Origin of the sequence: Microbacterium sp. SL75 (assembly GCF_026625865.1) — a bacterium.
Taxonomy (GTDB): Bacteria; Actinomycetota; Actinomycetes; order Actinomycetales; family Microbacteriaceae; genus Microbacterium.
The window spans coordinates 1,300,615-1,326,944 of record NZ_CP113067.1 but is presented as its reverse complement, the minus strand read 5'-3'; the positions used below and the strand labels follow the sequence as shown (position 1 = coordinate 1,326,944).

Below are 26,330 nucleotides of genomic sequence, written 5' to 3'. Positions count from 1 at the left end.
GACGACGGTGCGGAACCCTCGGGGTGACGCGACCCGTCGGACGAGCTACCCGGGGGCGGCGGCGCACCGCAGCCACGGCACGGTCTCTCTCGACGGCGGTGTGACGATCGTCTCGAGTTGCGACAATGGAGTCGTGCGCCTCGTCATTGCTCGTTGCTCCGTCGACTACACCGGTCGCCTGAAGACACATCTGCCCCTCGCGACCCGACTCATCATGGTCAAGGCCGACGGTACGGTCGCGTTCCATCGCGACGTCCAACACGCGCCCCTGAACTGGATGAGCCCGCCGTGCTCGCTCACCCTCGAGCAGCCCGACGAGGCCGACATCGAAGACGGCGTGATCGAACGCTGGCGCGTGACGCACGCGAAGAGCGGCGACGCACTGCTGGTGCGCATCCACGAGGTCATGCACGACACCGCCCACGACCTGGGCCTCGACCCCGGGCTCATCAAGGACGGCGTCGAGGCCGATCTGCAGCGCCTGCTCGCCGAGCAGGTGTCGGTGGTGGGTGAGAACCTCACGCTCGTGCGCCGTGAGTACCCCACCGCGATCGGCCCGGTCGATCTGCTGCTGCGCAATGACGACGGCCACGGCACCGTCGCGATCGAGGTCAAGCGTCGCGGCGACATCGACGGCGTCGAGCAGCTCACCCGCTACCTCGAGCTGCTCAACCGCGATCCTCTGCTCGCCCCGGTCACCGGCGTCTACGCCGCGCAAGAGATCAAGCCCCAAGCGCGCGTGCTCGCCACCGACCGCGGCATCCGGTGCCTCGTCCTCGATTACGACGAGATGAAGGGCGTGCAGTCGGGCGCCCCGCGGCTCTTCTGACGCGGCGAGCGCCGCGCGCGGGCAGCGCCGGTAGCGTGGACGCATGCCTGCACGCTCTCCCTTCTCCTGCGTCCTGTGGGACGTCGACGGAACCCTCGTCGACGCATCGGAGGGCATCCTCCGCCGGTTGACGATCACACTCGAGCACTTCGGACGCACGCCCCCCGTGCGGGGAGAGCTGTCGCACTGGATCGGTCCGCCGATGTTCGAGTCGTTCCAGGTGAACGTGGGGATGACTCCTGAGCAGGCCACCGAAGCCGTCACCTTCTACCGCGGGCTGAACAAGAGCGAGGGCTACACGGTGAGCGCGCGCCTGTACCCGGGCGTCGAACAGCTGGTGCACGACCTGCACGCGGCGGGCATTCCGCAGTCGACGGCGAGCTCCAAGCCCGAAGTACAGGTGGTCGCCCTCATGGACCACTTCGGCCTCGCTCCATCACTCGAGGCCATGGTCGGAGCCACCCTCGACGAGCGCACCCTGAGCACGAAGGCCGACGTCGTGCGCGAGGCGCTGCGCCGTCTCGAAGCCGCCGGGGCCGACACCTCGCGCCCCATCCTCATCGGCGATCGACACCACGACGTCGAGGGAGGGGCGGATGCCGGGGTGCCGGTGATCTTCGTCCGGTGGGGCTTCAGTTGGCCCCACGAGGCGGACGGCGCCCAGGCTGCCGTCGACGAGATCGACGAACTGCGTGCTCTTCTGCTGATCGACGACTCGTCGGGACCGGGCACCTCCGTCGGTGTTTGAACTCGAGGGGGTTGCCCCCGCGACGATCGCCCTGCTGGCGGCCGCACTCACCGTGGCGGCCATCGTCATCGCCGTGCGGCTCTCGCGCAGATCGCCCCGTGCTCGCGCCGCGGCCGCCCAGTCCGTGAGCGATGCCGCCGAGGCGCTGCTTCGCCTCGACGACGCCGTCATCGAACTGGAGCTGGCCTTCCGGGCCGCGGACGCGGTAGATGCCATCGACGAACCGACCGAGCTCCGCCGCGCCCGGGCCGCCGCCCTTCGCACGCGCGATCGCGGGTTCGCCGACGTCTCGCGCCTCGAGACCGACACCGGTCTCGCTGTCCGGCGACGCGACGAGGCCCGCCGGTTACGCGCCCAGCTGGACGACCAGAGCGAACGCGTCGCTCGCACCCGCACGCAGCTCGAGGAGTGGGCCCGCACGCACCGGAGCGCGGCCGCGCTCCTGGCCGCCGCCCGCGGCCGCCGCGCACGACTGATCGAAACGACGGGCGATCCCGAGCCGCTCCTCATCGTGCTGCGCGAACGTTTCGCCCCCGAAGACCGCGACGATGCCGAGGCGGCCGGGCGGGCGGCATCCGACGCGCTCCGCGACGCCGACGACGCCATCGAGCGCGCCGCCTCCGAGCCGGACGGCCGCCACCTCTTGGACGCCTGCGCCGCCCTCGCCCGCGCCGAAAGACAGCTGCGCGCCGTCGAGGACGCGCACCGGGTCGCGATGCAGGCCGCCGAGAACGCGGCGACCGAGATCACCGCGGCGCGAGCCGAGATCGCGGCAGCGACGCAACTGGCGTCTCGCCGGCCCGGCGAAGCGGCACCCGACGCCGCTGAGCGCTTGGACGCCGCCGCACGAGACCTCGAAGCCGCGGCGACCGACACGGCCCGGCGACCCCGGCGCGCCATCGCCATCGTGGCCCGGGTACGCGAGCGAAGAGACGAAGCGCTGAGCGAGGCGATGACCCCGCGGCAACGCCTCGAAGCCGCACGCGCCGCTCTGCCGGGAACCCTGGCCTGCGCCCGCGCCGCCCTCGCCGTCGCCGACGCGCGCGACTCCGAGGCCCCGATCGCCGATCGCCTCCGGCTCGAAGACGCCCGCCGTCACCTCGCCGCCGCCCGCGCGGCGACCGATGCCGAGCAGGCTCTCGCCCACGCACGCGCCGCGTGGCACTCGGTGTCCCGACCGAGCTGACCACCGACCCCGGTCCGCCGTCGCGCGACCCCCGTGCCCTATCGTGAGCGGCATGGGGCAGAACACGATGCGCCGACGGGTGCCGCAGCTCGCGCGCCGCCTGCCGGCCACGATCATGCTGGTCGGCATCCTGCTCGCCACAGGCGTCGCGACCGGCGCGCTCTGGCAGCCGTTCACCGCCTCCGACGCCTTCGACACGCTTGCGTACGGCCTGCCCGCCCTCGAAGCCGGCCGGTGGTGGACGCCGATCACCGGCACCTTCGTGATCAGCGCACCGTGGCTGTACCTCATCGGCCTCCCGACCCTCGTCGGGATGGGGTTCCTCGAGGTCCGTCGCGGCACGCGCGTCGCGAGTGCGTACTTCGCCGTGGGCCAGCTGTTCTCGATCTTCGCCGCGTCCCTCTTCCTGTGGCTCACGGCCTTCTTGTCGTGGCCTTGGGCGCAGGCACAGGCGATGACGCTCGATGTGGGTCCCTCCGGCGGTGTCTTCGCCTGCGTGGCGGCGGCGCTCGCGCTCCTGCCCTCCCCGTGGCGCCTTCGCGCGTGGACGGTCCTCATCGCGGGTCTCGCCCTCACCTTCCTCTACTACGGCTCGCTCCCCGATCTCGAGCGCGTCCTCGCCGTCGCCCTCGTGCTGGGAGTCGACAGGTCGCTGCGCCCGCAGCGCGTGAGCGTACGCGAACAACGCCTGATCGCCTTCGTCGTGCTGTGCGCCCTCGGGGCGTTCGAGATCCTCGGCTATCTCGCCCCGATGACCGGTCCGTTCGGCTCGTCGGCGGCGACCTCGGGATCGTGGGTCGACGTCGCGGTCAATACGCTCGTCGTCCTCGTGGTCGCCACAGCCCTCCGCCGCGGTCGACGATGGGCCTGGGTCGTGGTGATGCTCTACAGCGCGCTGAACCTCCTGTTGGTTCTTCTGCTCTTCGGCGTCCTGCTCCTGGAGGGTCTCACCCAGATCGAAGCGGATCTGGATGCCGACTTCACCAGCGTCCTGGCCTCCTCGGCGCTGTGGCTCGTGGCATCCGTCTACTTCTTCCTGGTGCGGGCAGCCTTCCGTGCCCGTCCGCGCGCAGCGCTCGGCGACTCCCCCGCCCCGTCGGTCGCTGAGGTGAAGAACGAACTGCACACGAGCGGCGGAGGCACGCTGTCGTGGATGACGACGTGGGAGGGCTTGTCGTACGCGCGCTTCGGCCGCGGCCTCGTCGCGTACCAGCGTCGCTCCGGCGTCGCGCTCGTCCTGGGCGACCCGCTCGGGCCCGTCGGCACCCGCGCTCAGACCGTCCGCTCGTTCATCGAGGCGGCCGAGGCCGCGGGGCTCGCACCGTGCTTCTTCAGCGCGGGCGAGGCGACGGCCGATGCCGTCCCGGACGGATGGCGACGCATCGTCGTGGCCGATGACACGGTGGTCGATCTGCCCGGCCTGCAGTTCACCGGCAAGGCCTGGGGCGCGGTGCGCACCTCGCTCAATCGCGGCGAGCGCGAGGGCATGACCTTCCGCCTCTCGAGGCTCAGCGACGAGACGTGGGGGGTGCGACAGCAACTGCGTGCGATCTCGGAGAGCTGGGTCGGAGACAAGGGCCTGCCCGAGATGGGGTTCACCCTCGGCACCCTGCACGAAGCGGCCGATCCCGAGGTGCGTATCGCCCTTGCGGTCTCACCGCAGGGCGATGTGGACGGCTTCCTGTCGTGGCTGCCGATCTACGGCGAGGACGGGATCCGCGGCTGGACGCTCGACCTGATGCGCCGCCGCGACGGCGGCTTCGGGCCGGTCATGGAGTACCTCATCGGCGCATCCGCCCGCGAGTTCTCCGCCGAAGGAGCCCAGGTCATGTCCCTGTCCGGCGCCCCGCTGGCCCACGAGTATCCGGCGGATGCCGGCGCGATCGCCGACCTGCAGGACCGCATGGCCGCGATGCTCGAGCCCGTCTACGGCTTCGCCTCGTTGCACCGGTTCAAGCAGAAGTTCCACCCGCGCTACGAGACGATGTACCTGCTCTTCCGCGACGAGGCCGATCTCACGCGAATCGGTGCCGCCCTGACGCGGGCGTTCCTTCCGCACGCGACGCTGGGGCAGTTCGCCGCCGCGGGCGTCGACCTCGTGCGTCACGAACACTGAAGGCCCCGGCCGACACGCGGAACGCGCACGACCGGGGCCGGACCGACCGGAGCCGGTGGAGGATCAGAGGGGGCGGATGTTCTCCGCCTGCAGGCCCTTGGGGCCCTGGGCGACCTCGAACTCGACACGCTGGTTCTCTTCGAGCGAGCGGTAGCCGCCCGACTGGATCGCGCTGTAGTGCGCGAAGACGTCCTGGCTGCCGTCATCGGGCGCGATGAAGCCGAAGCCCTTTTCCGAGTTGAACCACTTGACCGTGCCCTGCGTGCTCATTCGTTCTGCCGTTTTCCGCTTGAGCCGGCGCCGAGCGCGCCGGTCTGTGCCCCCACGGTAACCGCCGGGGTCTGTTCTCGCACGGGTCCGTGACACAAACGTTGCGAGGCGCGAGATACGCGGAAACACGCCGTAAGCCCATACGACGCCCGGGCTGAGCAAGGCTCGAAGCCCGGGCGTCGACGGATCCCCCCGGATATGTCACGCGAGGCGTGACGGCGATCACTTTACCGGCGCGGGGGCCCGCGCGCGACACGAAAACGAAGAATCAGCAAGTTCTTCCCATGTGCTGTGGTAACCGGAGGCCCTAAAATCCGGCTGATGGATAGTCGTCGGCGTGCTTCCGCCCTCGTCGACGAGGCCTACCGGGCCCTCGGCGAGGCGATCGTCGATGGTCGACTCCAGGCCGGCGACCGCCTGCGCGACGTCGAACTGGCAACCCTGATGGGGATCTCCCGCACCCCTGTGCGCGAGGCACTCCAGCGGCTCGAGCGGATCGGACTCGTCGAGGTCGCGGCCAACAGGTACACCCGGGTTGCGGCCCTCACCGACCGTGCCCGCCACGACATGCGCGAGTACGCCGCGCACACCATCGCGGCCGCGATGCACGTCGCCCTTCCCCGATGCACCGATGAGGAGCTCCTCGACACCGCACGCTTCGTCGAAGAGATGCGTTCCGCCGAATCTTCGGAGCAGTACGTGCGTGCGGTCATGGATCTGGCCTCGCACCTCGTGGACGTTTCACGCAATGTCGTCTTCCAGAAGACCTTCCTGCAGCTCGATCTCGTCCTCCGCCGCAACCTCGAGGGGTGGACGAGCGTCTCCGACGGCACCCGCGAGACGCTCTTCCGCCATTTCCACGACCAGGTCGCGCGCCGCGACACCAATGGCGCCACGTGGACGTTCCTCGCCCTGCACGGTTTCGCCTGACCGCACAAGAGCCGCGACCGACTCCGCCCGCGCCCGTTAGCGTGACGCCATGCCCCACATCGAGCTGCGAGACCTTGGAAACCACGATCGGGATGCCGCTTTCCAGGCGGTGTCGGCGAGCACCTCCGCGTGGCCCCGAGCGGCGTTCGCGGATCGCGAGACCTTCGACGCATGGGCGGCGGACGACAAGGTCGACGCGCACGTCGTCGTCGAGGACGGCTCCGTGGTCGGGGTCGCCGCGGCGCTCGACGTCGACGGCGACCGCGAGATCCTCCTCGCCGTCTCTCCCTCCGCGCACGGCGACGCTCCCACCGAAGCCCTGGGTCTGCTCACGGCCCGCGAGGCGGAACGCCCCCTCTACGCGTGCGTGTCCGCCGACGACGAACCCTCGCACGCCGTCCTCGCCCGCATCGGTTTCGTCGAGCACGGGCGCGACGGCGACGACGTGGTCTACGTGCTGCCGCCGACGTTAGAGTGACGCGGTGCCGACGAGTGACGAAGATTCGAACCCCCGGATGGTGGATGCCGAGAGCTTCACCCGCGTCCTGAACCGTCCCCGGGCGATGGTGGCCTTCGTCGCCATCGTGTTCCTCGTCACCGTCGTCCAGGCGCTGTCCGACCCTCTCTCCGCCGTCCTCCAGGGCGACATCGTCTGGGATTACCGCATCCCGTTCGGTGTGGTGATCGCGCTCGTGATCGCCGGGTGCGCCGCGCAGAGCGCCTTCCTGCTCCTGTCCGCCCGGGTCCCCCTCGTCGCCGTGCTGGGGACGACTGCCTGCTACCTCGCTCTGGTCGCCGGGCTCGAGGTCCCGCGCTGGCTCGGCGCCCTCCCCCTCGTCGTCGGCGTGGCCGTGTTCTTCCTCGCCGCCCAGAGGCGCGCCGCGGCGGCCATCGGGTGGACGCTCGCGGTGATCGGCGTAGCCGTCGGCATCCTGTCCCTCTGGTCGACGTCCACCGGGGCGCCGCCCGCCGTCGCGTGGAGCTTCGTCCTGAGTTCCGGGCTCGCCTTCGCCGCCCCCGTGGCCGGTGCCGCAGCGCTCGGAATCTGGTGGGCTCGGCGCATGAACAGACTGCGGCGAGCGCGCGCAGAACTCGCCGCCGCCGCAGCCGAGCACGAGGCCGAGCTCGAGAGGGCGCGCATGCGCGAGCGGGCGCGCATCGCCCAAGAGCTGCACGACGTCGCCGGTCAGCATCTCGCCGGTCTCCTCTCCCTGGCTGACGCGGCGGTCGACATCGACGTGCTCGACGCCGATCAGGCCGCCGCCCTCATCGCCGAGATGCGCGCAGAGGGCCGTTTCGCCTCAGCCAGCCTCTATGCGGCGCTGCGCGACCTGCGCGCCGAGAGCGACGCGCGCGCCGAACCGACCCTCGACCTCCGCTTTCTCGACGAGCTGCTCGACTACTGGTCGTCGCGGGGGATGCACGTGGTCGCCCGCGTCCACGCGGCCGTCGACGACCTCCCCGCGATGGTCTCTACGACCGCCTACCGCGTCGTCCAGGAAGCCCTGACCAACGCCTGCAAGCACGCCCCCGGCGCGCCCGTGTCGGTCGACGTGCGCGTCTCGCCGACATCGATCAGAGTGGCCGTCGGCAACGAGGCCGGCCGGGCCTCCGCGCCCTCCGATCTCCCCGCCGGACTCGGGTGGGGCCTCACGGGAATGGCCGAGCGCGTCGACCTCCTGCACGGTTCCCTCACCGCGGGCCCCGTCTCGACGGGCGGATGGGCGGTCATCATGGAGGCACCTCTGACGGCCTACGAGCCCACGACCCCCCTTCTGACGCCGTGACGACGGCCGGCAACGACATCCGGGTCCTGATCGTCGACGACAACCGCACCGTGCGCCGCGGCATCCGGCTCCGGCTCGAGAACGCCACGGGCATTCGCGTCGCGGGCGAGGCATCCAACGGCCGCGACGCCGTGGTGCTCGCCCACGCGGAGCGCGCCGATGTCGTGCTCATGGACCTGCACATGCCCGGCATGAACGGAATCGAGGCCACGCGCCTGATCACGGCGGACGAGCAGGGCGGATGCCGCGTGATCCTGCTCACGAGCGAGGTCTCCGACGCGTTCGTCGTCGACGCCATCGAGGCCGGCGCGAGCGGCTACCTGCTGAAGGGGCACGACAGCGATCAGCTGCTGCCGGTCATCCGCGGGGCGGCGGCCGGAACGGCCACGATCTCTCCCCGCGTCGCCCCGAGACTGATCCGCGAACTGCGCGAAGCGCGCAGCGCTCCCGCCGAGCCGGAGCAGGTGGCTCTGCTGACGGCCGCGGAACGCAGGGTCGTGGGGTTGCTCAGCAGCGGAGTCACCTCGACCGACGACATCGCGAAGAGACTGAGCGTCTCAGTGAACACGGTCCGCAGTCAGACCGCCTCGGCGCTGCGCAAGCTGGATCTCGACGACCGCACACAGCTCGCCCTCTGGGGAGTGCGCAACGGGCTTCCACGCCCCCGGTCGTAGTCCGATCGGATGAAATCGCCGGACCCCTTCCCCTCCGCCACGTGTGCCCGGGCCGGCCGCGGCGAGCGCCCGATGTCGATCGGGGGCACACTGAGGGCACAGCGTGAGGGGACTCCGCTGCCGCATTCCGCGCGGGGTCGAACTTGTTGGGGGCGGCCCCGCGCGGCTCGCGGCGATCGTTGACCTCGCGGCGATGCCGTGTTGGGGTGGAGCGATGACGAGCGAATGGGCGTGGAGCATCTTCACCGTCGTCGGCGCGATCCTGTGGTTCTGGTCGATCCGGCTGACACTGCGGGCCTACCGCGACGAACGCCTGCCGATGTGGGCGAATCCCCGCAATGCTCCGGGTCGCGCCGTCGCGGCCCGTGCCTTCGGGACGGGCCTCGCGATGTTCGGGGCCGGTATGACAACGGGCGCCGTCGACACGGGGCCCTGGACCGCCGCGGTCCTGGCGGGTGCGTTCTTCGCCGTTGTTTTCGTCGCCCCCTACGCGATCTCGGTCGCCGTCCACAATTCCCGTGTGGACCGAGGTGTCACTGCGGCGTGAGCGTCGCGACGATGGGGCGGTGATCAGTGCCCGCGTCGTCGAAACCGTCGAGGACGGCGAAGCCGTTCACCCTCCACGCCGAGCCGACCAGCACATGATCGATCGGCGCGGCGAGGCCGACGGGCAGCCGCACGGGCCAGGTTCCCGCGGCGGCCGAACCCGCTTCGGCGGCGGCATCACGGCATCCGCCGATCGTCGCCCCGTCAACGCCGAGACCGGCGAAATGATCGACCGTGGAGTTGAGATCGCCCGCGACGATGACGTCGCTGTCGGTGCACCTGTCCGCGATCCATCCGAGGCCGAGCTCCCAGCGATCGGTGACGCCCGGCAGGGGTGGCATGGGGTGGGCCGCGACGAGGATCGGACCCGAGCCGTCGACCGACCTCCACACCCCGCTCGGCAGGCCGACAGTGGAACCCGCGTCGGCGTCGAGCTCGTACTCACCGAGAGCGCGGGAGATCAGAATCGAGGTGGGGATGACCTCGCCGTCCGGTGCCGCCGCGACCGTGTCGTGCGCCATCGAGATGCCCTCGCGATCCAGGATGCCGGCTACCTCGGCCGCCGCGACCGCATCGGTCTCGGGGAGGCTGACGACGTCGGCACCGGTCTCCCGAACCATCCGGGCGATGGTCTCGGGCGTGACCGAACCGCCGTACGTGTTCCAGGCGGCGATCGTGAGCTCACCCGGCTGCACGGGCGCTCCCCCGCCGCGAGCGAGCAGCACCGCCCCGTTGCCCACGGACGCCATGGCGAGCGCGATCGAGAGGGCGGCGGCCACTCCCCATCGCCGACGCCAGACCGCGACGCCTGCGACCAGCAGGGCGGCGACCCCGAAGCCCAGAGCGAGCAATGCGCGCAGCGAGATCGCGTTGGCCACGAGAGGCAGGCGATGGATGCCGACCCCCTGCGGCCACACCACGACAAACGCCGCCACCGATCCCCCCGCGAGAGCGAGGAGGAAAGGGAAGCGGCGGTGTTTCGGCATCCCGCCCAGTAAAGCGGGTGACGGCCGAAGACGCGGAAAGGCCCGGGGCGCGGTCCAATCGCCCCGGGCCTTTCGCTGCGAGGTTAGCGCGCGGCGCGACGACCCACGATGAGGCCGTAGATGAGCAGAACGATGATCGAACCACCGATCGCGAGCAGCCACGTCTGGATCGAGAAGAAGTCCTGCAGCGGAGCGTTGAAGAGCAGACCACCCAGGAACCCGCCGAGCAGAGCGCCCACGACGCCGAGCAGCAGCGTGATGAACCAGCCGCCACCCTGCTTGCCGGGGAGGATCAGCTTGGCGATGGCGCCGGCGATGAGGCCGAGGAGAAGAAATCCGAAGAATCCCATGATGTGTTCCTTTCGCGAGTGTGAACCGATGCCCGCTCGAGGCGGGACTCTCGTTGCATCCAGCTTCCTCTCAGGAACGAGATTCAGGGGGTGGGTTGCGTAAGACGCGCATTTCTGGTGCAGTCGCGCGTCCGCGCGAACGGCGTCGTCCGGCCGGCGATCGACCGAGCACGGGATGCGAGACTGGGAGAGGCCGGCGCGCCCCGTCCCGACCGGAGGACGCCCCATGAGCAGCACCACCCGACCGAATGGTTCACCGTCTCTCGGAACGACGCAACGGGACCGCGACCGTTCCGTTCGCCGACGAGAGCGTGCCGAGGTCGCTCTGATCGCCCTCTGCTGGGTCTCCGTCGTCGTCGCCGTGATGCTGTTCCTGGGGTCCGGGCGACCCGCGCAGGTGACCGATCTCGCGAGCGCGGTCACGGCCGCGGGGATCGTGACGGGCCTCATCGGCACCGACCTGCTGCTGCTCATGCTCGTGCTCGCCGCCCGCATCCCCTGGGTGGACCGCACCTTCGGGCAAGACGCCGCGATGAGGTTGCACCGCCGCCTCGGCAAGCCCGCGGTGTACCTCGTCCTGGGCCACGGCGCGCTGCTCACCGTGGGCTACTCTCTCCGAGACGGTCTGTCGCTCTGGCACCAGACGCTGTCCCTCTATTCGGGGGCCGACATGCTCCTGGCGCTGCTCGGCAGCTGCCTCCTGGTGCTCGTCGTCGTGACCTCTCTCGTCGTCGTGCGTCTCCGACTCGCCTACGAAGCCTGGCACGCGATCCATCTCGTCAGCTATGCCGCCGTTCTGGTGGCGGTGCCTCATCAGCTCTCAGCCGGCCAGGTTCTCTCCGGCAGTACGCCGCAGAGCGTGTACTGGATCTGCCTCTACGTTCTGGCGTTCGGCTCGATCGCGTGGTTCCGTTTCGCCGCCCCGCTGCTCGCCACGGAAGAGCACCAGCTTCGCGTCGCCGGCGTCGAGACCCTCGCCCCGGACGTCTTCTCGATCCATCTCTCCGGCCGCGGCCTGTCGCGGCTGAGCGCCCGAGGTGGGCAGTACGCGAACTGGCGCTTCTGGAGTCGCGGCACGTGGTGGCACGCGCACCCGATCTCGTTCTCCGCGGTGCCGACCGACACGAGCGCCCGCCTCACCGTCCGCGCGCTCGGCCGCGGAACGGAGCGTCTCGCTCAGCTGCGGCCCGGAACGAAGGTCTCCGTCGCGGGCCCGTACGGGATCTTCACGGATGCCGCCCGCACTGCCCCGCGCCTGGCCGTCGTCGCCGCCGGGATCGGCGTCACCCCCGCACGTGCGCTGCTCGAAGACACCGGACTGCGCCCGGGCGAGGCGACGGTCGTTCTGCGTGCGACCGACCGCTCGCAGACCTTCCTCTGGGACGAGACGAGCAGCCTCGTCCAGGACGCCGGCGGCGCGGTCATCGAGATGATCGGCAGCCGGCCCGCCGAGGAATCGTCGTGGATGCCGCTCGAGGCGATCGAGCGAGGGGCGACCATCGCCTCGGTCTTCCCCGAGCTGCAGGCGTCGGACCTCTTCGTCTGCGGGCCCGCAGAGTGGGCGGATCTGGTCGTCCGCGACGCGAGGGCCGCGGGCGTGAAAGACCAGCAGATCCACGTCGAGAGATTCGTGTGATCGTCACGCCCCGAACGTGCAAGAAGGGCCCCGGAGTAAATCCGAGGCCCTTCTTCGTTGTGTGCGCGAGGGGGGACTTGAACCCCCACGCCCTTGCGGGCACTGGCACCTGAAGCCAGCGCGTCTACCTATTCCGCCACTCGCGCGTTGCGCGGCATTGAGGATGCCACGCGACCAACTTCCCGAGAATATCACGGCGGCCACCAGGTCACGAAACGCGGCTCCGAAGCCCGCGTCCATGACCTCCCCAGCCGCGCTGACTACGATGTGCCTACTGGTCTGCCTGCCTGAAGGAGTCTCGTGGGGCTACTCGACAGTTTTGAGAAGGGTCTCGAACGCGCCGTCAACGGTGCGTTCGCCAAGACCTTCCGCAGTGGCATCCAGCCGGTGGAGATCGCGTCCGCTCTGCGCAGCGAACTCGACAAGAAGGCCGTCGTCGTCACGCGTGAGCGCATCCTCGCGCCGAACACCTTCGCGGTGCGCCTCTCCCCCGCCGACGACGAGAAGATGAGCGCGCTCGGCTCGACCCTGGTCGCCGAGCTCGACACCCTGGTCAAGAAGCACGCCCGCACGCAGGGCTACTCGTTCGCCGGCCCCGTCGCCATCTCGATCGAGCGCGACGGCTCCCTGTCCACGGGCACGCTGCGCGTGGACTCGCAGACCACCGAGGGCCAGGTCGCCTGGCGCGGAGTCGTCGACATCGACGGCACCCGTCACCCGCTGACATCCGCCCGCACGGTGATCGGTCGTGGCAGCGACGCCGACATCACGATCCCCGATGCCGGGACGAGCCGCAAGCACGTCGAGATCCTGTGGGACGGCGAGCGCGCCATGGTGCGCGACCTCGGTTCCACCAACGGCACGACCCTGAACGGTCGCAAGGTCTCCGAGGCCGCTCTTCCGCCCGATTCGACGATCTCGATCGGACGCACCAATATCGTGTTCCGTGTGGTCGCTCAGGCCCAGCCGCCGCGACGCTCTTCGGCGTCCGACGCCACGAGCATCTTCGACGTCCGGGAACGGGGACCCCTTTCATGAGTCAGCTGACTCTCCTCCTTCTGCAGGGCGGGTTCCTCGTCCTGCTGTGGTTCTTCGTGTTCGGCGTCGTGTACTCGCTGCGCGCCGACCTCTTCGGCGTCAAGGTGCGCAAGCTCCCCGAGCCCTCGGCATCCGCTGCCCCGGCGGCAGCCGCTCCCACCTCCTCGCCCGACGCGGTGACCACGCAGGTCAAGCGTCCCGCCGCTCCCACCCCCGCGCCCGCCGGGGGGCTCGCGACCACGTCGGCGGTCTCGCGCATCGTCATCACGAGCGGCCCCAAAGCCGGGCTCGAGCTGCCGCTGGGCACCGAGCCGCTGACGATCGGCCGCTCCAGCGAGTCGGGTCTCGTCATCCGCGACGACTACACCTCCAGCCATCACGCCCGCCTCGTGCTGTGGGGGGAGCAGTGGATGCTGCAAGACCTCGATTCGACGAACGGCACCTCGCACGACGGCGTCCGCGTGGCAGCGCCGGTACAGGTCAAGGTGGGTGCTCCGATCAAGGTCGGCGCCACGACGTTCGAGTTGAGGAAGTAACCCTCCCCCATGGTCTTCCAGGGCTCGAGCGCCGCCATCTCCCACACGGGCAAGGTGCGCTCCAACAATCAGGACTCCGGCTACGCCGGGTCCAACCTCTTCGTGGTCGCCGACGGCATGGGCGGTCACGCGGGCGGTGACGTCGCCTCGAGCCTGGCGATCGGCCGTCTGACCGAGCTCGACCAGCCCTTCGGCTCCCCCGCCCAGGCCGAGCACGCCATCCGTGATTCCCTCGCCGACACGGCAGCGGAGCTCATCGACACCGTGGCGCGCCGCCCGGAGCTGGCCGGCATGGGCACCACGGTGAGTGCTCTGGTCATGGTCGACGATTACGCCGTCATCGGCCACATCGGCGACTCGCGCATCTACCTGTACCGGGACGACACGCTCACGCAGATCACGGCCGACCACACCTTCGTGCAGCGCCTGGTCGACTCCGGTCGCATCACGCCCGAAGAGGCGCGGTACCACCCCCGTCGATCGGTGCTGATGCGGGTGCTCGGCGACATGGATCCCGATCCCGAGATCGACAGCTTCATCATGCCGACGCAGGACGGCGACCGCTGGCTCCTGTGCTCCGATGGTCTCTCGGGCGTCGTCGACGACGCGCACACGGCGAAGACCCTCGCTCTCGGACTGCCCCCCGCTCGGACCGCCGACGCTCTGCTCAAGCAGGCTCTCGATGGCGGTGCGCCCGACAACGTCACCGTCGTCCTCGTCGACGTCGGCGGGCAGCACCCGGTCTTCATCGGCACCCCGACCATCGTCGGCTCCGCCTCGAACCCCAGCGGAGTGGTCGTCCCCGCGGCGCGCCCCGGCCGATCCGGCTGGCTCCACCACGCCCGTCAGGTCGCGAACGAGCCGACGCATTTCGAGCCGGCGGCCGAGTTCCTCGAGGAGCTCATCGAAGAGGACCGCCGTCGTGCCCGCCGACGCCGTTTCGGCTGGCTCGCCGCCCTGATCCTCGTCCTCGCCGCCATCGGCGTCGGCCTGTTCGCCGGGTACAACTGGACGCAGACCCTCTACTATGTCGGCGCCGACAGCGACTCGGTCGTGATCTATCGCGGTATCCAGCAGTCCATCGGCCCGATCTCGCTGTCGACGGTCTACCAGGACACGAACATCCCGCTGGACGGACTGTCCGACTTCGATCGGCAGACCGTCAAAGCCACCATCTCGGCCCCGTCGCTCGGAGACGCCGAGAAGATCGTCGAACGCCTGCGTCCCGCGGCGGAGGGAAGCGGATGACCGATCAGAAGCTCACCCGATCCGGTGACTCCGTGTCCACCGACACGGCCGTCATGCGCGCGCTGAAGAAGATCCGCGTCCCCGCCAAGCAGCGCAATCGCGAGCTCGGTCTGCTCCTGTTCGCGATCATCGTCTACGGCGGCGCCGTCGTGCTGGTCCAGCTCGGCGTGAACAACACGGTCGAGACCGGCTACCTCACCATCGCGGCGATCCCCGCTGTGCTCGCCCTCGTGATGCACGTGGTGCTGCGCCTGCGCGCCCGCGACGCCGACCCCTTCGTGCTGCCGATCGCCACCGTCCTCACCGGTCTCGGCATCGCGATGATCTACCGCATCGACCTCGCCGAGAAGGCGAGCGGGTGGGATGCCACGGGCAACCGCCAGATCGCCTGGGCGGCCATCGCGATGGTCGCAGCCCTCGCCGTGCTGATCTTCGTCCGCAACTACCGCGTGCTGTTCCGGTACACCTACCTCTTCGGCCTCGTGGGCATCCTGCTCCTGCTGCTGCCGTTCGTGCCGGGCCTCGGCACCGACCAGAACGCCGACGTGTGGGTGTCGCTCGGCTTCGTGTCGTTCCAGCCGGGCGAGCTGGCCAAGATCTGCCTGGCGATCTTCTTCGCCGGGTACCTCGTGCGCACGCGGGAGAGCCTCACCTCGACCGGCACGCGCTTCCTCTTCATGACCTGGCCGCGCGCTCGCGAACTCGGCCCGGTGCTGATCATCTGGCTCGTCTCGCTCGGCATCATCGTGCTCCAGCGCGACCTCGGCACGGGCTTGCTGATCTTCGGCATGTTCGTGGCGATGCTCTACGTCGCCACCGGCAAGACGAGCTGGGTGCTGATCGGCCTCGTGCTGGTCGCGAGCGGTGCGTTCCTGGCATCCCGAGTCCTCCCCTACGTCAACGGCCGCTTCGCCAACTGGCTGAGCGCCTTCGACCCCGAGGTCATCAACCGCGACGGCGGCAGCTACCAGCTCGTGCAGGGTATCTTCGGCCTCGCGCACGGCGGCCTGTTCGGCACCGGGCTCGGCCAGGGTCGTCCCTACATCACCCCGCTGTCGCAGAGCGACTACATCGTGCCGAGCCTCGGCGAGGAGCTCGGCCTGGTCGGCCTGTTCGCGATCCTCGCGCTCTACATGGTGTTCACCAGCCGCGGCATCCGCATCGGCCTGGCCGGTCAGGACGACTTCGGCAAGCTGCTCGCCACGGGCTTCTCGTTCACCATCGCCCTGCAGGTGTTCATCATGGTCGGCGGCGTCACCCGCGTGATCCCGCTGACCGGCCTCACGACCCCGTTCCTCGCGGCCGGCGGCTCGTCGCTGATCGCGAACTGGATCATCGTGGCGTTCCTTCTGCGCATCTCCGACGCGGTACGCAGCCGCCCCCGGGTGGTGATCGGTTGATGAACCGCCCGTTCACCGCCGTCGACGCCCCGATCCTGGAGGAGGCACCGTGACCAAAGAGCTCCGACGCCTCAGCATCGTGATGCTGGCGATGTTCCTGGCCCTGTTCGCCTCGACGAGCATCATCCAGGTCGCTCAGGCCAACTCGCTGACCAACACCACGGGAAACACCCGCGCGCTCTACGACTCGTACCAGATCCAGCGTGGATCGATCATCGCCGGCGGCACCGCGATCGCTTCGTCCGTGCCCTCCGACGACGTCTACAGCTGGCAGCGTCAGTACACGGATGCCGCGATGTGGGCTCCCGTGACCGGCTACATGAACCCCGTGCTCGACGCGAAGACCCAGATCGAATCCGCTGAGAACAGCGTGCTCAGCGGGTCCGACTCGAACCAGTTCTTTTCCCGCATCGACCGGGCCATCACCGGTCAGGCCCCACGCGGCTCGAACGTCGAGCTCTCGCTTGACCCGAACGTGCAAAAGGCCGCCTGGGACGCGATGGGTGATCTCCAGGGCGCCGTCGTCGCGATCGAGCCGTCGACCGGCCGCATCCTCGCCATGGTCTCCAAGCCCAGCTACGACACCAACACGCTCGCCTCGCACGACACAGATGCCGTGAACGCGGCGTACGACCAGCTCGTGGCCCACACCTCGAAGCCTCTGGACAACCGTGCCATCGGGGGCAACCTCAACCCCCCGGGCTCGACCTTCAAGCTCGTCGTGGCCTCTGCCGCCCTGGCATCCGGTCGCTACACGCCCGACTCGACGTTCCCGAACCTCGCCGCGTACACGCTGCCCCAGTCGACGAACGTCGTCAGCAACGCCGGCGGCGGCACCTGCGGCGGGGGCGACACCGTGACGATCGCAACCGCTCTGCGGCTGAGCTGCAACATCCCCATGGCCGAGCTCGCCGTCGAACTCGGCGACGATACCATCCGCGCCGAGGCCGAGAAGTACGGATTCAACAAGTCGTTCAGCATGCCGCTCGAGTCCACCGCCTCCACCTACCCGGCTTCGCCGAACGCCCCGCAGACCGCGCTCAGCGGCTTCGGCCAGGGCGACGTGCGCGCGACGCCCCTGCAGATGGCGATGGTCTCGGCCGGCATCGCCAACGGCGGCGTCGTGATGAACCCGCGCATGGTCGACCGCGTGATCGAGCCGAACCTGTCGGTCAAGGGCGAGGCGAGCAGCAGTGAGTTCGGGCGGGCTCTCGAACCCTCGATCGCCGCGCAGATGGTCACCATGATGACGGCGAACGTCCAGGACGGCGCAGCATCGAATGCAAGAATAGACGGGGTCGCAGTGGCGGGTAAGACCGGCACGGCGGAGAACGATTCCCGTCCCTACACTCTCTGGTTCACCGGCTTCGCACCGGCGGACGACCCCAAGGTCGCCGTCGCCGTGGTCGTCGAAAACGGTGGAGGCCAGGGGCAGAACGGGAGCGGCAACGAGATCGCCGCCCCGATAGCGAAGAAGGTCATGGAGGCGGTGCTGGGTAAATGAGACCGACGCAAGGTGTGACCTTCGGAGGACGCTACGAGCTCGATTCGCGAATCGCGATCGGCGGTATGGGCGAGGTCTGGGAGGCGACGGATCACGTCATCGGACGAACCGTCGCGATCAAGATCCTCAAAGACGAGTACATGGGCGACCCGGGCTTCCTCGAGCGCTTCCGCGCCGAGGCCCGCCACGCCGCCCTCGTCAACCACGAAGGCATCGCCAGCGTGTTCGACTACGGCGAGGAGGACGGCAGCGCCTTCCTCGTGATGGAACTCGTCCCGGGCGAAGCCCTGTCGACGATCCTCGAGCGCGACGGCTCTCTCTCGACCGACAAGACTCTCGACATCGTCGCCCAGACGGCCGCAGCCCTCCAGGCGGCGCACGCCGCGGGTCTCGTCCACCGCGACATCAAGCCGGGCAACCTGCTCATCACGCCCGATGGCCGCGTGAAGATCACCGACTTCGGCATCGCGCGCATCGCCGATCAGGTGCCGCTCACCGCGACCGGCCAGGTGATGGGCACGGTGCAGTACCTCTCGCCCGAGCAGGCGTCCGGTCACCCGGCGTCGCCGGCCACCGACACGTACTCGCTCGGAATCGTCGCCTACGAATCCCTCGCCGGCAAGCGCCCCTTCACGGGCGAGTCGCAGGTCGCGATCGCGATGGCGCAGATCAACGAGCAGCCCGCTCCGCTCCCGCCCACCGTGGCGCAGCCGGTGCAGAATCTCGTGATGGCGATGATCGCCAAGAAGCCCGACGACCGTCCGGCCTCCTCTGCCGCCGTCTCGCGCGCCGCCACGGCCCTGCGTCGCGGCGACCTCGCCGCGGCCGCCGCGGCCGTCCCGGCGATCGCGACGGGCGCTGCCTTCGCCGACGACGCGACGCAACTGCTCACGGCCGGCGGACAGACCTCCGCCACCACGCGCCTCATGCCCGCCTCCGCGGCCGCGACCTCTCTCCTCACCGAGGAGCACACCGAAGAAGACCCCGCGCCGCAGAAGAAGAAGCGCAGCCCCTGGACGTGGCCGCTGGTCGCGCTCATCGCGCTGCTGGCTCTGGTTCTGATCGGCACGCTCTTCACGCTGCTGTCGAATCAGGGCGATCCGGACGCCGTTCCGGCGAGCCCCTCGGCCTCCGCCTCGACCCCGGTACCTCGCCCGTCGTCGCCCTCGCCTGCCCCGTCGCCCTCGAACACTCTCGTCGACGTCGACGCTCTCAACCTCATCGGCAAGACCTGCGATGAGGCCCGGGAGCTTCTGCGCGACGCGAACCTCGGCGCCACCTGCGCCACCGGCAACGCCGCAGCGAGCGCCGATCAGGTCGGCAAGATCTACGTGGTCGACCCGACCGGACGCAACCCGCAGGGCACCAACATCGAGGTCACGGTCTACGGCGAGGAGACACCGCTCTCCACGCCCGGCACTCCGACCCTGCCCGGTACCTCGGTCACGGCCGGCAGCGACATCCAGATCTCGTGGCAGCAGTACTCCTGCCCCTCGGGAACCGGATCGGTCACGTCGTACAACTTCACCGCGACCAACGGCACCTTCGACACCAACGGTCAGTCGACCGCGTCGTTCGCGCCCGACGCGCGTAACGCCAAGCTGACGGTCAGCAACGCCCCCGGTCAGACCCTCCGCGTGACGTACACCGTCAGCTGCTCGGGTACCGACCGGACGGCCGGCCCCTCGGGCGAGGCCTCCGCGACGATCTCGGGCGGCAGCTCGGCATCGCCGACGGCGACGCCCGCGGCCGTTCCGACCGTCAAGCCCTGATCCCCCATCCCCCACGCCAGGAGCTCCACCCGTGACCACTGAGACGCGCGTCCTTTCCGGGCGCTACCGCGTCGACGACCTCATCGGTCGCGGCGGTATGGCCAGCGTCTACCGCGGGTACGACCAGACACTCGGCCGCACGGTCGCGATCAAGGTCCTGAAGGCCGACCTGGCCGGCGATGCGGCATTCCGCACGCGCTTCCGTCTCGAGGCGCAGGCGGCCTCGCGCATGGCTCACCCGACGATCGTCCGTGTGTTCGACGCGGGCGAAGACGTCGAGACCGGGGAGGACGGCCACGAGCGTCCGGTGCCGTACATCGTCATGGAGCTCGTACACGGTCGCCTGCTCAAGGACGTCATCGCCGCAGGCCCCGTCCCCACCGACGACGCCCTGCGATACGTCGATGGCATCCTGGAGGCTCTCGAGTACTCGCACCGCGCCGGTGTCGTCCACCGCGACATCAAGCCCGGCAACGTCATGATCACCGACTCCGGTCGTGTGAAGGTCATGGACTTCGGCATCGCCCGCGCGGTGTCCGACTCGTCGTCGACGGTCGCCGAGACCACGGCGATCGTCGGGACCGCGGCGTACTTCTCGCCCGAGCAGGCCAAGGGCGAGTCCGTCGACGCGCGCGCCGACCTGTACTCCACCGGCGTGGTGCTCTACGAGCTGCTCACGGGGCGCACGCCGTTCCGCGGCGAGACCCCGGTGGCCGTGGCCTACCAGCACGTCAGCGAGGCCCCCGTCCCGCCGAGCGAGATCGTCGAGACGGTTCCTCGGGCTCTGGATGCCATCGTGCTCCGCGCCCTGGCCAAAGATCCGTTCCAGCGTCCGCAGGACGCCGCGAGCTTCCGCGAAGCACTCGACGAGACGGTCGACGGCAAGGGACCCACGAAGCGCCAGATGTCGGCGCTGTCCAACGAGCTGTACGGACCCAACCCGCGTCAGGCGGCCGAGACGGCCCGCTCGTTGCGACAGCTCAGCACCGACACGACGATGCGTCGCACCCAACCCGGTCCTCCGGTGGCCTGGATCTGGGCCGGCGTCACCGTCCTCGCGGTGCTGCTGGTGGCGGTGCTCATCTGGGTCATGCAGATCCAACCGAGCGACGACGTCCCCACCAGTGCCTACACGGTTCCCGACGTCGTCGACATGTCGTACGACCGTGCCGTCGAGACACTCGAAGCTCAGCAGCTGACCACCAGCCGTGTGAACGAGTCCGATGAGAAGGTCGCTGCCGGAAACGTCGTGAGCACGGTCCCCGAGGCCGGAACCAACGTCACCTCGGGTCAACGGATCACGGTGTACGTCTCCACCGGCCCCGATACGGCGAAGGTGCCGACGCTCGACGGGATCACCGAGAGCGAGGCGCGTACGTCCCTGCAGAAGGCCGGTCTCACGGTCGGTTCGATACGACGCCAGGACGACCCCGCCCTGGCCGCGGGAACGATCATCTCGTCGAGCGTCCAATCGGGCTCCGAGGTCGCGAAGGGCACCACGGTCAACCTCGTGGTCGCGAGCGGTCAGGTCGTGATCGTGGACTACACCGGCTACACCCTCGAGGCTGCGCAGCGCGAGTTGGAGTCCGACTCGAAGCAGCTGACGGTGAAGACTCAGCAGGATCCCGGATGCAAGGCGGCTACGCCCCCGACGGTCAAGACGCAGTCGCTGGCCCCGGGCGAGGTCCCCGTGCACAGCGAGATCACGCTGACGGTGTGCGCGGGTTCCTGACCCCGCGGGGGTGAAGCAGCAAGCCGCGCGCGGCGGCTCCCGGTAGCCCGGCGTTCTCGAGCCAGCGGCCGAGCAGAAGGTGGCCGCCTTCGGTGAGCACGCTCTCGGGGTGGAACTGCACCCCCTCGATCGGCGCGGTTCGGTGGCGTACACCCATCACCACGCCGCTGTCCGTCTGCGCGGTGATCTTGAGCTCGGCCGGGAGCGAGTCCGGCTCGACCGCGAGGGAGTGATACCTCGTGGCGACGAATCCCGCGGGGAGGTCCTCGAAGACGCCCTGGCCTCGATGCCGGATGACGCTCGTGATCCCGTGCAACAGCTCTGGCGCATGCCCCACACGGGCACCGAAAGCCGCCGCGATGGCCTGATGACCGAGGCAGACCCCGAGCAGGGGGATGCCGGCGCCGAACGCCGCGCGGACCACGGCGATGGAGTGCCCGGCGTCGTCAGGGTGCCCTGGCCCCGGGGAGACGAGGATCGCGTCCGCGTCCCTCGCCGCGCGCCCGGGTAGCCCAGACTCTCGCGAATCGAGGAGGACGGTCTCGGCGCCCAGGTCGCGAAGGTAGCCGGCGAGGGTATGGACGAAGCTATCGCGATTGTCGACGACGACGACGCGCCAGGGCCTCACTCGACCGTGACCTCCTGGGGGTAGACGAGGTCGCTCACCCAGGGGAAGACGTAGAAGAACAGGCCGTAGAGCACTACCGCGACCAGCACCAGGAGGATCAACAAGCGCACCCACCAGGGACCGGGGAGGACGCGCCACAGGGCTCCGTACATCAGGATGCTCCAGAGGTCAGGGACGCCGGCGGACCGGCGTCGGTCCGCGGGGTGAAGGACTCGAAGACGCCGTAGCCGATCGCACGCTCCGAGAAGCCGTAGCGCGGGCTGCAGGTGGTCATGGTGATGAGGCGGTCCGTCGCCTCGATCTGCGGCTGCTGCGGCGTGGGCAGCAGGACATTCACACCGTCGGGGCGCACGTACTCGATGTTTCGGAAGCGGTAGGTGAACCAGCCAACCTCGGTCTCGACGACGATGGCGTCACCGATACGCAGCGAAGGAAGGTCGGCGAAGGGCGCGCCGTGGCTGCCGCGGTGGCCGGCGATGGCGAAGTTGCCCACCTGTCCGGGCATCGCGGTGTCGGGGTAGTGGCCGAGACCGATCGGGTCGAGCGTGCGCGAGGAGCTGACTCCTCCGGCCACGGTGAAGTGGTAGTCGGGTCCGAGACGCGGAATGTAGACCACGCCGAAGCGTTCCGCGTCTCCCGGCTGCTCCAGGGCGGGCGGGTCCGCGGTGGGCGGTGCTGCCGGCCGCGCCGGAGTCGTCGTGGTGGCAGAGGGGGCGGGCGGCGGAGGATCGGCGTTCCATTGCTCGCTGAGCTCTTTGCCCTGATCCTTGAACTGCGCGCCGATGATGGCGTCGCCGATCCAGAGCTGCCACACGACGAAGAGGAGCACGAGGACGCCGGCGGTGACCAACACATCGCCGATCACCCCGATGACGGACACCCGGCGACGCGGCGCGCTCCCGCGCCGTGATCCCCGACGGGTCTGCGGCTGGTCGACGGTCTGCACGGGGGCAGTCTAGTTCCGCGGGATCACGCGTGCCTGACCGTTAGACTGTCCCGCATGGCTCGAATTGGCAAAGGCGAAGACCCGATCGCTGAGCGCAACGAAGGCGGATCGGCTCCGAACCCCGTGTGGTTCCTGCCCATCATGATCGGCCTCATGCTCATCGGCCTCGTGTGGGTGCTGGTGTTCTATCTCAGCAACTCGCAGTTCCCGATCCCGGGTATCGGTCCGTGGAACCTCGTCATCGGCTTCGGCATCGCCTTCGTCGGGTTCCTCATGACCACGAAGTGGCGCTGACTTACACACGTGTAATTCATCCCCACCTGTGGACGGGGCTGTGGATAACTCTCAGACGTAGAAGAGAGCCGGGATTGCCAGCAGGGCGATCAGCAGAACGCTGAACCCGACCAGCAGACCGATCTGCAGGCGCTTCTGCGCCGCCGCACGGGTGCGTGCATAGATCAGCCCCACTCCCGCTCCGGTGACGAGACCGCCGAGGTGGGCCTGCCACGAGATGCCCACCGCCGCGAGGGATCCGGCGAAGTCGCCCGACCCGATGGCACCGATGGCCGCGATCACGAACGGCCAGGCGAAGTTGATGGCGATGAGCAGGGCGATGACGCGGATGTCCGCCCCGATGTGCCTTCCGATCACCAGGAGGGCACCGAACAACGCGAAGATCGCGCCCGAGGCACCGACCGTGGACACGCCGGGGGCGAGGAGCGCGACCGCAACGGATCCGCCCAGCGCGCCGATCAGATAGAGCGCGAGAAAACGACCGCGGCCGAGCAGGGGCTCGAGGCTGCGCCCGATGAACCAGAGCGCGAGCATGTTCAGGCCCACGTGGAAGAAGCCGCTGTGGACGAGGGCGACCGTCAGCAGGCGCCACGGCTCCAGCACACCCAGTTGCGGCACGAGGTAGAGGCTGTTGAACGCAAGCAGGTTTCGCACGACCCCGCCCACACCGGGGATCAGACCGATGACGTAGGCGAGTCCGGTGACGGCGATGATGCCCAGCGTCATCTGCGGTCTGCCGGACGCGACCAACGACACGGGACGCGATGCCCAGCGACGCTGGGCCTTCTTCTGAGCAGGGGTTTGCGAGGCGCGCTGCTGCGCCATGCACTCGGGGCAGATGACTCCGACGGCGGCGGGTGTACGACACTCCGAGCACACGGTGCGCATGCACCGCTGACACAGCACGAAGCTCTGCCGGTCGGGATGCCGATAACAGAAGTTGTCGCTGTTACGACGGAACTCGTCAGTTGTGGACACCCGCCGCCGCCTGGAAGGTCAGACCGAGACGACGTCGACCGACTGGAGCACGACGGGCTCGATCGGGCGGTCGCCCGCAGCGGTGGGAACGGCGGCGATCTTGTCGACGACGGCCTTCGAGGCCTCGTCGGCCACCTCACCGAAGATGGTGTGCTTGCCCTGGAGCCACGGAGTCGGGTCGGTCGTGATGAAGAACTGCGATCCGTTGGTGCCCTCGGGCTGGCCGGTGATGGCGTTGCGGCGCAGACCGGCGTTGGCCATGGCGAGCTTGTAGGGCTGGGTGAAGTCCAGCTCGGGGCTGATCTCGTCGTTGAAGTTGTATCCCGGTCCACCGATGCCCTGACCGAGCGGGTCGCCGCCCTGGATCATGAAGTTGGGGATGATCCGGTGGAAGATGACGTCCTTGTAGAGAGGGCCCTCGCCCTTGGCGCCCGTCGCCGGGTTCGTCCACTCCTGGGTTCCGTCGGAGAGTCCGACGAAGTTGCGGACGGTACGCGGAGCGTGGTCGCCGAACAGGTTGACGACGATGTCGCCGTGGTTGGTGTGCAGGGTCGCTACGGCGGTGTGGTTGGCCATGGGTACATTCTCTCAGAGTTATCTGCAAGGGTCGGCGGTGCCGGCGACCCGTTCTGGCAAGATGAACGAACGTACATCCCATCGACAGGGAGGATGAGCCGTGGGCCTCAGCCGCAAGAGCAAGAAGGAACTGCGCAAGCTCCAGAAGCACGCCGCAAAGGTGTGGGAGTCGCAGCAGGTGCTGCTGGGCGAGAGCGGGAAGGTCGCTCGAGAAGCCGGCCACCAGCTCGGTCGCTTCAGCCGCGAAGATCTCGTCCCCGCCGTGCAGGACGGGTACAACAAGTACGCCGCTCCGTACGTCGACAAGAGCGTGAAGTACAGCAATCGCTTCCTCAGCCACAAGGTCGTTCCCGCGGCCGGTGCCGTCGTCGGCGGAGCGATGTCGGTGTGGGACGCCGCGGGTGACACCCGTGACCGCCTCGCGAAGGGCCGTGGTTTCGAGCTCGACACGCACAAGTACGCCAAGCGCGCCGAGAAGTACGGCAAGCAGGCGTCGAAGCGTCTCGCCAAGAAGCTTCCCTCGCAGCACGACGGCATCGGTGCCGGTGGCGTCATCGCCATCATCCTCGGTGTGGTCGCCGCTGCGGGCGTCGCCTACGCCGCGTGGCAGACGCTGCGCGCTGACGATGAGCTGTGGGTGGCGGACGACCCGCTGCGCGCACCCGACGCGTGAGCGATCCCACCATCAGAGTCCGAGAGGCCGCGCGAGAGCGCGGCCTCTCGGTCGATGTGCGTGAGCGTCCGGCGGCGTCGAGCCTCGACGAGGCGGCCGAGCTCCTCGGCATCCCCTCTGCATCCATTGTGAAGACGCTGGTCGTCAAGCGGTCCGACGACACGTACCTGTTCGCTCTCGTGCCCGGTGACCGTGCCATCTCTTGGCCGAAGCTGCGTGCGGTGGTCGGGGTCAACAAGCTGCGCCTCCCGGAGCCCGAGCTGGCCCTCGCCGCCACCGGCTACGAGCGAGGCACCATCGTCCCCATCGGCAGCACGACCGACTGGCCGGTCTTCGCCGACGAACGCATCGTGGGCACGCGCATCGCCATGGGGGCCGGAGCGCACGGTTACAGCGTGTTCGTCGAGGCCGATGAGCTCATCGCCTCTTACGGCGCAACCGTCGCCGACATCACGGTGGAGCGCGCCTGACGCTCAGGAGCCGAGGAGGCCTGCCATCCGCAGGGCTACGTCGACGAGCTGAACACGTCGAAGCTTCCGCGTGGCCGCGAGGGTGAACCACTCGGCCCTGTCGGTCGATCCGTCGGTCTCGAATCTCAGCCGGCCACCCACGACGCGTGCGCGGTAGACGATCCGCAACGCGTGCAGCGGACCCGTGGCTCCGCCCGCGAGCCGAGCTTCGGCCGGAATCACCCGAGAATGGATGCCGAGCAGGTCGTCGACGACGACGCGGAACCCCGTTTCTTCGCGCACTTCGCGGCGCACCGCGTGGACGGGGTCTTCACCGTCCTCGAGGCCCCCGCCGGGAAGGGTCCACGCCCCTCGCCGGCCGTCTATCCAGTGGGCGAGCAGCACACGGTCGTCGGCGTCGGTGACGACGGCGTACGCGGCCACGCGCATGTCCATGACCAGACTCTAGCGAGGGTGCTCACCCGCGTGTCGGAGTTG

The 26,330-nt window shown here is 69.3% G+C and carries 29 protein-coding genes and 1 tRNA gene; 20 read left to right on the top strand and 10 right to left on the bottom strand.

Features of this window, described 5'->3' with window-relative positions:
* Positions 1-133: 133 nt before the first annotated feature.
* Genes nucS through OVA17_RS06100 form a run of 4 tightly spaced genes read left to right on the top strand, consistent with a single transcriptional unit; the run spans position 134 to position 4,879 of the window.
* Positions 134-829, top strand: a complete 696-nt coding sequence (nucS, locus tag OVA17_RS06115) for an endonuclease NucS (protein ID WP_103208530.1) — start codon at positions 134-136, stop codon at positions 827-829.
* Between the two features lie 43 nt (positions 830-872).
* A complete protein-coding gene (locus OVA17_RS06110; protein WP_267788869.1) occupies positions 873-1,577 on the top strand; it encodes an HAD hydrolase-like protein in 705 nt (234 codons plus the stop codon).
* Positions 1,570-2,763 (top strand): hypothetical protein, encoded by a 1,194-nt coding sequence (locus OVA17_RS06105; protein WP_267788867.1) that lies wholly within the window; start codon positions 1,570-1,572, stop codon positions 2,761-2,763. The genes OVA17_RS06110 and OVA17_RS06105 overlap by 8 nt, the downstream gene beginning before the upstream one ends.
* 52 nt (positions 2,764-2,815) lie before the next feature.
* A complete protein-coding gene (locus OVA17_RS06100; RefSeq protein WP_267788865.1) occupies positions 2,816-4,879 on the top strand; it encodes a bifunctional lysylphosphatidylglycerol flippase/synthetase MprF in 2,064 nt (687 codons plus the stop codon).
* A 63-nt stretch (positions 4,880-4,942) separates the two neighbouring features.
* Here OVA17_RS06100 and OVA17_RS06095 read toward each other — a convergent pair whose 3' ends face one another.
* Positions 4,943-5,149 (bottom strand): cold-shock protein, encoded by a 207-nt coding sequence (locus tag OVA17_RS06095; RefSeq protein WP_056225145.1) that lies wholly within the window; start codon positions 5,147-5,149, stop codon positions 4,943-4,945.
* 321 nt (positions 5,150-5,470) lie between these two features.
* Between OVA17_RS06095 and OVA17_RS06090 the strand changes: the two genes are divergently transcribed.
* The 5 genes from OVA17_RS06090 to OVA17_RS06070 all read left to right on the top strand — a co-directional run bounded on the left by OVA17_RS06090 (position 5,471) and on the right by OVA17_RS06070 (position 9,087).
* Complete coding sequence (locus OVA17_RS06090; RefSeq protein ID WP_267788863.1) at positions 5,471-6,079, top strand: GntR family transcriptional regulator; 609 nt, start codon at positions 5,471-5,473, stop codon at positions 6,077-6,079.
* Positions 6,080-6,128: 49 nt separating this feature from the next.
* Positions 6,129-6,557 (top strand): GNAT family N-acetyltransferase, encoded by a 429-nt coding sequence (locus OVA17_RS06085; protein WP_267788862.1) that lies wholly within the window; start codon positions 6,129-6,131, stop codon positions 6,555-6,557.
* Positions 6,558-6,561: 4 nt separating this feature from the next.
* Positions 6,562-7,866, top strand: coding sequence for a sensor histidine kinase (locus tag OVA17_RS06080; protein WP_267788861.1), 1,305 nt, complete (start codon positions 6,562-6,564; stop codon positions 7,864-7,866).
* Positions 7,863-8,540 (top strand): response regulator, encoded by a 678-nt coding sequence (locus OVA17_RS06075; RefSeq protein ID WP_267788860.1) that lies wholly within the window; start codon positions 7,863-7,865, stop codon positions 8,538-8,540. The genes OVA17_RS06080 and OVA17_RS06075 overlap by 4 nt, the downstream gene beginning before the upstream one ends.
* 214 nt (positions 8,541-8,754) lie before the next feature.
* Positions 8,755-9,087 carry a hypothetical protein gene (locus tag OVA17_RS06070; RefSeq protein ID WP_267788859.1) on the top strand — a complete coding sequence of 111 codons (333 nt, stop codon included), beginning with the start codon at positions 8,755-8,757 and terminating at the stop codon, positions 9,085-9,087.
* On the opposite strand, the gene OVA17_RS06065 is transcribed toward OVA17_RS06070, so the two are convergent.
* Positions 9,074-10,072: an endonuclease/exonuclease/phosphatase family protein gene (locus OVA17_RS06065; RefSeq protein WP_267788857.1), complete on the bottom strand. Its 999-nt coding sequence runs from the start codon at positions 10,070-10,072 to the stop codon at positions 9,074-9,076. The two genes, OVA17_RS06070 and OVA17_RS06065, sit on opposite strands and share 14 nt — an antisense overlap.
* An 83-nt stretch (positions 10,073-10,155) precedes the next feature.
* A complete protein-coding gene (locus OVA17_RS06060; protein WP_210075605.1) occupies positions 10,156-10,422 on the bottom strand; it encodes a GlsB/YeaQ/YmgE family stress response membrane protein in 267 nt (88 codons plus the stop codon).
* A 226-nt stretch (positions 10,423-10,648) separates the two neighbouring features.
* Between OVA17_RS06060 and OVA17_RS06055 the strand changes: the two genes are divergently transcribed.
* Positions 10,649-12,058 carry a ferric reductase-like transmembrane domain-containing protein gene (locus tag OVA17_RS06055; protein ID WP_267788856.1) on the top strand — a complete coding sequence of 470 codons (1,410 nt, stop codon included), beginning with the start codon at positions 10,649-10,651 and terminating at the stop codon, positions 12,056-12,058.
* Positions 12,059-12,120: 62 nt separating this feature from the next.
* On the opposite strand, the gene OVA17_RS06050 is transcribed toward OVA17_RS06055, so the two are convergent.
* Positions 12,121-12,204 (bottom strand) — tRNA-Leu (locus OVA17_RS06050).
* Positions 12,205-12,358: 154 nt separating this feature from the next.
* Between OVA17_RS06050 and OVA17_RS06045 the strand changes: the two genes are divergently transcribed.
* From OVA17_RS06045 to pknB, 7 genes are read left to right on the top strand one after another with little or no spacing between them, the layout of a single operon-like run.
* Positions 12,359-13,096, top strand: coding sequence for an FhaA domain-containing protein (locus tag OVA17_RS06045; protein ID WP_267788854.1), 738 nt, complete (start codon positions 12,359-12,361; stop codon positions 13,094-13,096).
* Positions 13,093-13,632: an FHA domain-containing protein FhaB/FipA gene (locus OVA17_RS06040; RefSeq protein WP_267788852.1), complete on the top strand. Its 540-nt coding sequence runs from the start codon at positions 13,093-13,095 to the stop codon at positions 13,630-13,632. The genes OVA17_RS06045 and OVA17_RS06040 overlap by 4 nt, the downstream gene beginning before the upstream one ends.
* 9 nt (positions 13,633-13,641) lie before the next feature.
* Positions 13,642-14,880 (top strand): PP2C family protein-serine/threonine phosphatase, encoded by a 1,239-nt coding sequence (locus OVA17_RS06035; protein ID WP_210075575.1) that lies wholly within the window; start codon positions 13,642-13,644, stop codon positions 14,878-14,880.
* Positions 14,877-16,280: an FtsW/RodA/SpoVE family cell cycle protein gene (locus OVA17_RS06030; RefSeq protein WP_267788851.1), complete on the top strand. Its 1,404-nt coding sequence runs from the start codon at positions 14,877-14,879 to the stop codon at positions 16,278-16,280. The genes OVA17_RS06035 and OVA17_RS06030 overlap by 4 nt, the downstream gene beginning before the upstream one ends.
* 49 nt (positions 16,281-16,329) lie before the next feature.
* Positions 16,330-17,784: a peptidoglycan D,D-transpeptidase FtsI family protein gene (locus OVA17_RS06025; RefSeq protein ID WP_267788850.1), complete on the top strand. Its 1,455-nt coding sequence runs from the start codon at positions 16,330-16,332 to the stop codon at positions 17,782-17,784.
* Positions 17,781-19,556, top strand: a complete 1,776-nt coding sequence (locus OVA17_RS06020; RefSeq protein ID WP_267788848.1) for a protein kinase domain-containing protein — start codon at positions 17,781-17,783, stop codon at positions 19,554-19,556. The genes OVA17_RS06025 and OVA17_RS06020 overlap by 4 nt, the downstream gene beginning before the upstream one ends.
* 31 nt (positions 19,557-19,587) lie before the next feature.
* A complete protein-coding gene (gene pknB, locus OVA17_RS06015; RefSeq protein WP_267788846.1) occupies positions 19,588-21,288 on the top strand; it encodes a Stk1 family PASTA domain-containing Ser/Thr kinase in 1,701 nt (566 codons plus the stop codon).
* Here pknB and OVA17_RS06010 read toward each other — a convergent pair.
* Genes OVA17_RS06010 through OVA17_RS06000 form a run of 3 tightly spaced genes read right to left on the bottom strand, consistent with a single transcriptional unit; the run spans position 21,260 to position 22,862 of the window.
* Positions 21,260-21,916, bottom strand: a complete 657-nt coding sequence (locus OVA17_RS06010) for an anthranilate synthase component II (RefSeq protein WP_267788845.1) — start codon at positions 21,914-21,916, stop codon at positions 21,260-21,262. The two genes, pknB and OVA17_RS06010, sit on opposite strands and share 29 nt — an antisense overlap.
* The gene (locus OVA17_RS06005; protein WP_267788844.1) at positions 21,913-22,068 is read right to left on the bottom strand and encodes a hypothetical protein; all 156 of its coding nucleotides are present in this window, start codon (positions 22,066-22,068) and stop codon (positions 21,913-21,915) included. The genes OVA17_RS06010 and OVA17_RS06005 overlap by 4 nt, the downstream gene beginning before the upstream one ends.
* On the bottom strand, positions 22,068-22,862 hold the full coding sequence (locus tag OVA17_RS06000; RefSeq protein WP_267788843.1) for a class E sortase: 795 nt from the start codon (positions 22,860-22,862) through the stop codon (positions 22,068-22,070). The genes OVA17_RS06005 and OVA17_RS06000 overlap by 1 nt, the downstream gene beginning before the upstream one ends.
* Positions 22,863-22,916: 54 nt before the next feature.
* On the opposite strand from OVA17_RS06000, the gene OVA17_RS05995 reads away from it, so the two are divergent.
* Positions 22,917-23,156, top strand: a complete 240-nt coding sequence (locus OVA17_RS05995) for a cell division protein CrgA (RefSeq protein ID WP_210075563.1) — start codon at positions 22,917-22,919, stop codon at positions 23,154-23,156.
* A 51-nt stretch (positions 23,157-23,207) separates the two neighbouring features.
* Here OVA17_RS05995 and OVA17_RS05990 read toward each other — a convergent pair whose 3' ends face one another.
* Positions 23,208-23,882 (bottom strand): rhomboid family intramembrane serine protease, encoded by a 675-nt coding sequence (locus OVA17_RS05990; RefSeq protein WP_324289921.1) that lies wholly within the window; start codon positions 23,880-23,882, stop codon positions 23,208-23,210.
* Positions 23,883-24,152: 270 nt separating this feature from the next.
* The gene (locus OVA17_RS05985) at positions 24,153-24,710 is read right to left on the bottom strand and encodes a peptidylprolyl isomerase (protein WP_210075561.1); all 558 of its coding nucleotides are present in this window, start codon (positions 24,708-24,710) and stop codon (positions 24,153-24,155) included.
* Between the two features lie 100 nt (positions 24,711-24,810).
* Here OVA17_RS05985 and OVA17_RS05980 point away from each other — a divergent pair, with 100 nt between their 5' ends.
* Positions 24,811-25,383, top strand: coding sequence for a hypothetical protein (locus tag OVA17_RS05980; RefSeq protein ID WP_056225083.1), 573 nt, complete (start codon positions 24,811-24,813; stop codon positions 25,381-25,383).
* Positions 25,380-25,853 carry an aminoacyl-tRNA deacylase gene (locus OVA17_RS05975; RefSeq protein ID WP_210075559.1) on the top strand — a complete coding sequence of 158 codons (474 nt, stop codon included), beginning with the start codon at positions 25,380-25,382 and terminating at the stop codon, positions 25,851-25,853. Before OVA17_RS05980 ends, OVA17_RS05975 begins: the two co-directional genes overlap by 4 nt.
* Before the next feature lie 3 nt (positions 25,854-25,856).
* Here the strand turns inward: OVA17_RS05975 and OVA17_RS05970 are convergent, their stop codons facing one another.
* Entirely contained in the window at positions 25,857-26,288 is a 432-nt protein-coding gene (locus OVA17_RS05970; protein WP_267788839.1) for an NUDIX hydrolase, read from the bottom strand.
* Positions 26,289-26,330: the final 42 nt, after the last annotated feature.

What these genes read in the sequence shown, in the direction of transcription:
- OVA17_RS06110 (WP_267788869.1), top strand. Translation starts at nt 873, where the DNA reads ATGCCTGCACGCTCTCCCTTCTCCTGCGTCCTGTGGGACGTCGACGGA.
- OVA17_RS06100 (WP_267788865.1), top strand. Translation starts at nt 2,816, where the DNA reads ATGGGGCAGAACACGATGCGCCGACGGGTGCCGCAGCTCGCGCGCCGC.
- OVA17_RS06095 (WP_056225145.1), bottom strand. Translation starts at nt 5,149, where the DNA reads ATGAGCACGCAGGGCACGGTCAAGTGGTTCAACTCGGAAAAGGGCTTC.
- OVA17_RS06090 (WP_267788863.1), top strand. Translation starts at nt 5,471, where the DNA reads ATGGATAGTCGTCGGCGTGCTTCCGCCCTCGTCGACGAGGCCTACCGG.
- OVA17_RS06085 (WP_267788862.1), top strand. Translation starts at nt 6,129, where the DNA reads ATGCCCCACATCGAGCTGCGAGACCTTGGAAACCACGATCGGGATGCC.
- OVA17_RS06070 (WP_267788859.1), top strand. Translation starts at nt 8,755, where the DNA reads ATGACGAGCGAATGGGCGTGGAGCATCTTCACCGTCGTCGGCGCGATC.
- OVA17_RS06065 (WP_267788857.1), bottom strand. Translation starts at nt 10,072, where the DNA reads ATGCCGAAACACCGCCGCTTCCCTTTCCTCCTCGCTCTCGCGGGGGGA.
- OVA17_RS06060 (WP_210075605.1), bottom strand. Translation starts at nt 10,422, where the DNA reads ATGGGATTCTTCGGATTTCTTCTCCTCGGCCTCATCGCCGGCGCCATC.
- OVA17_RS06055 (WP_267788856.1), top strand. Translation starts at nt 10,649, where the DNA reads ATGAGCAGCACCACCCGACCGAATGGTTCACCGTCTCTCGGAACGACG.
- OVA17_RS06040 (WP_267788852.1), top strand. Translation starts at nt 13,093, where the DNA reads ATGAGTCAGCTGACTCTCCTCCTTCTGCAGGGCGGGTTCCTCGTCCTG.
- OVA17_RS06035 (WP_210075575.1), top strand. Translation starts at nt 13,642, where the DNA reads ATGGTCTTCCAGGGCTCGAGCGCCGCCATCTCCCACACGGGCAAGGTG.
- OVA17_RS06030 (WP_267788851.1), top strand. Translation starts at nt 14,877, where the DNA reads ATGACCGATCAGAAGCTCACCCGATCCGGTGACTCCGTGTCCACCGAC.
- OVA17_RS06020 (WP_267788848.1), top strand. Translation starts at nt 17,781, where the DNA reads ATGAGACCGACGCAAGGTGTGACCTTCGGAGGACGCTACGAGCTCGAT.
- OVA17_RS06005 (WP_267788844.1), bottom strand. Translation starts at nt 22,068, where the DNA reads ATGTACGGAGCCCTGTGGCGCGTCCTCCCCGGTCCCTGGTGGGTGCGC.
- OVA17_RS05995 (WP_210075563.1), top strand. Translation starts at nt 22,917, where the DNA reads ATGGCTCGAATTGGCAAAGGCGAAGACCCGATCGCTGAGCGCAACGAA.
- OVA17_RS05990 (WP_324289921.1), bottom strand. Translation starts at nt 23,882, where the DNA reads ATGACGCTGGGCATCATCGCCGTCACCGGACTCGCCTACGTCATCGGT.
- OVA17_RS05985 (WP_210075561.1), bottom strand. Translation starts at nt 24,710, where the DNA reads ATGGCCAACCACACCGCCGTAGCGACCCTGCACACCAACCACGGCGAC.
- OVA17_RS05970 (WP_267788839.1), bottom strand. Translation starts at nt 26,288, where the DNA reads ATGGACATGCGCGTGGCCGCGTACGCCGTCGTCACCGACGCCGACGAC.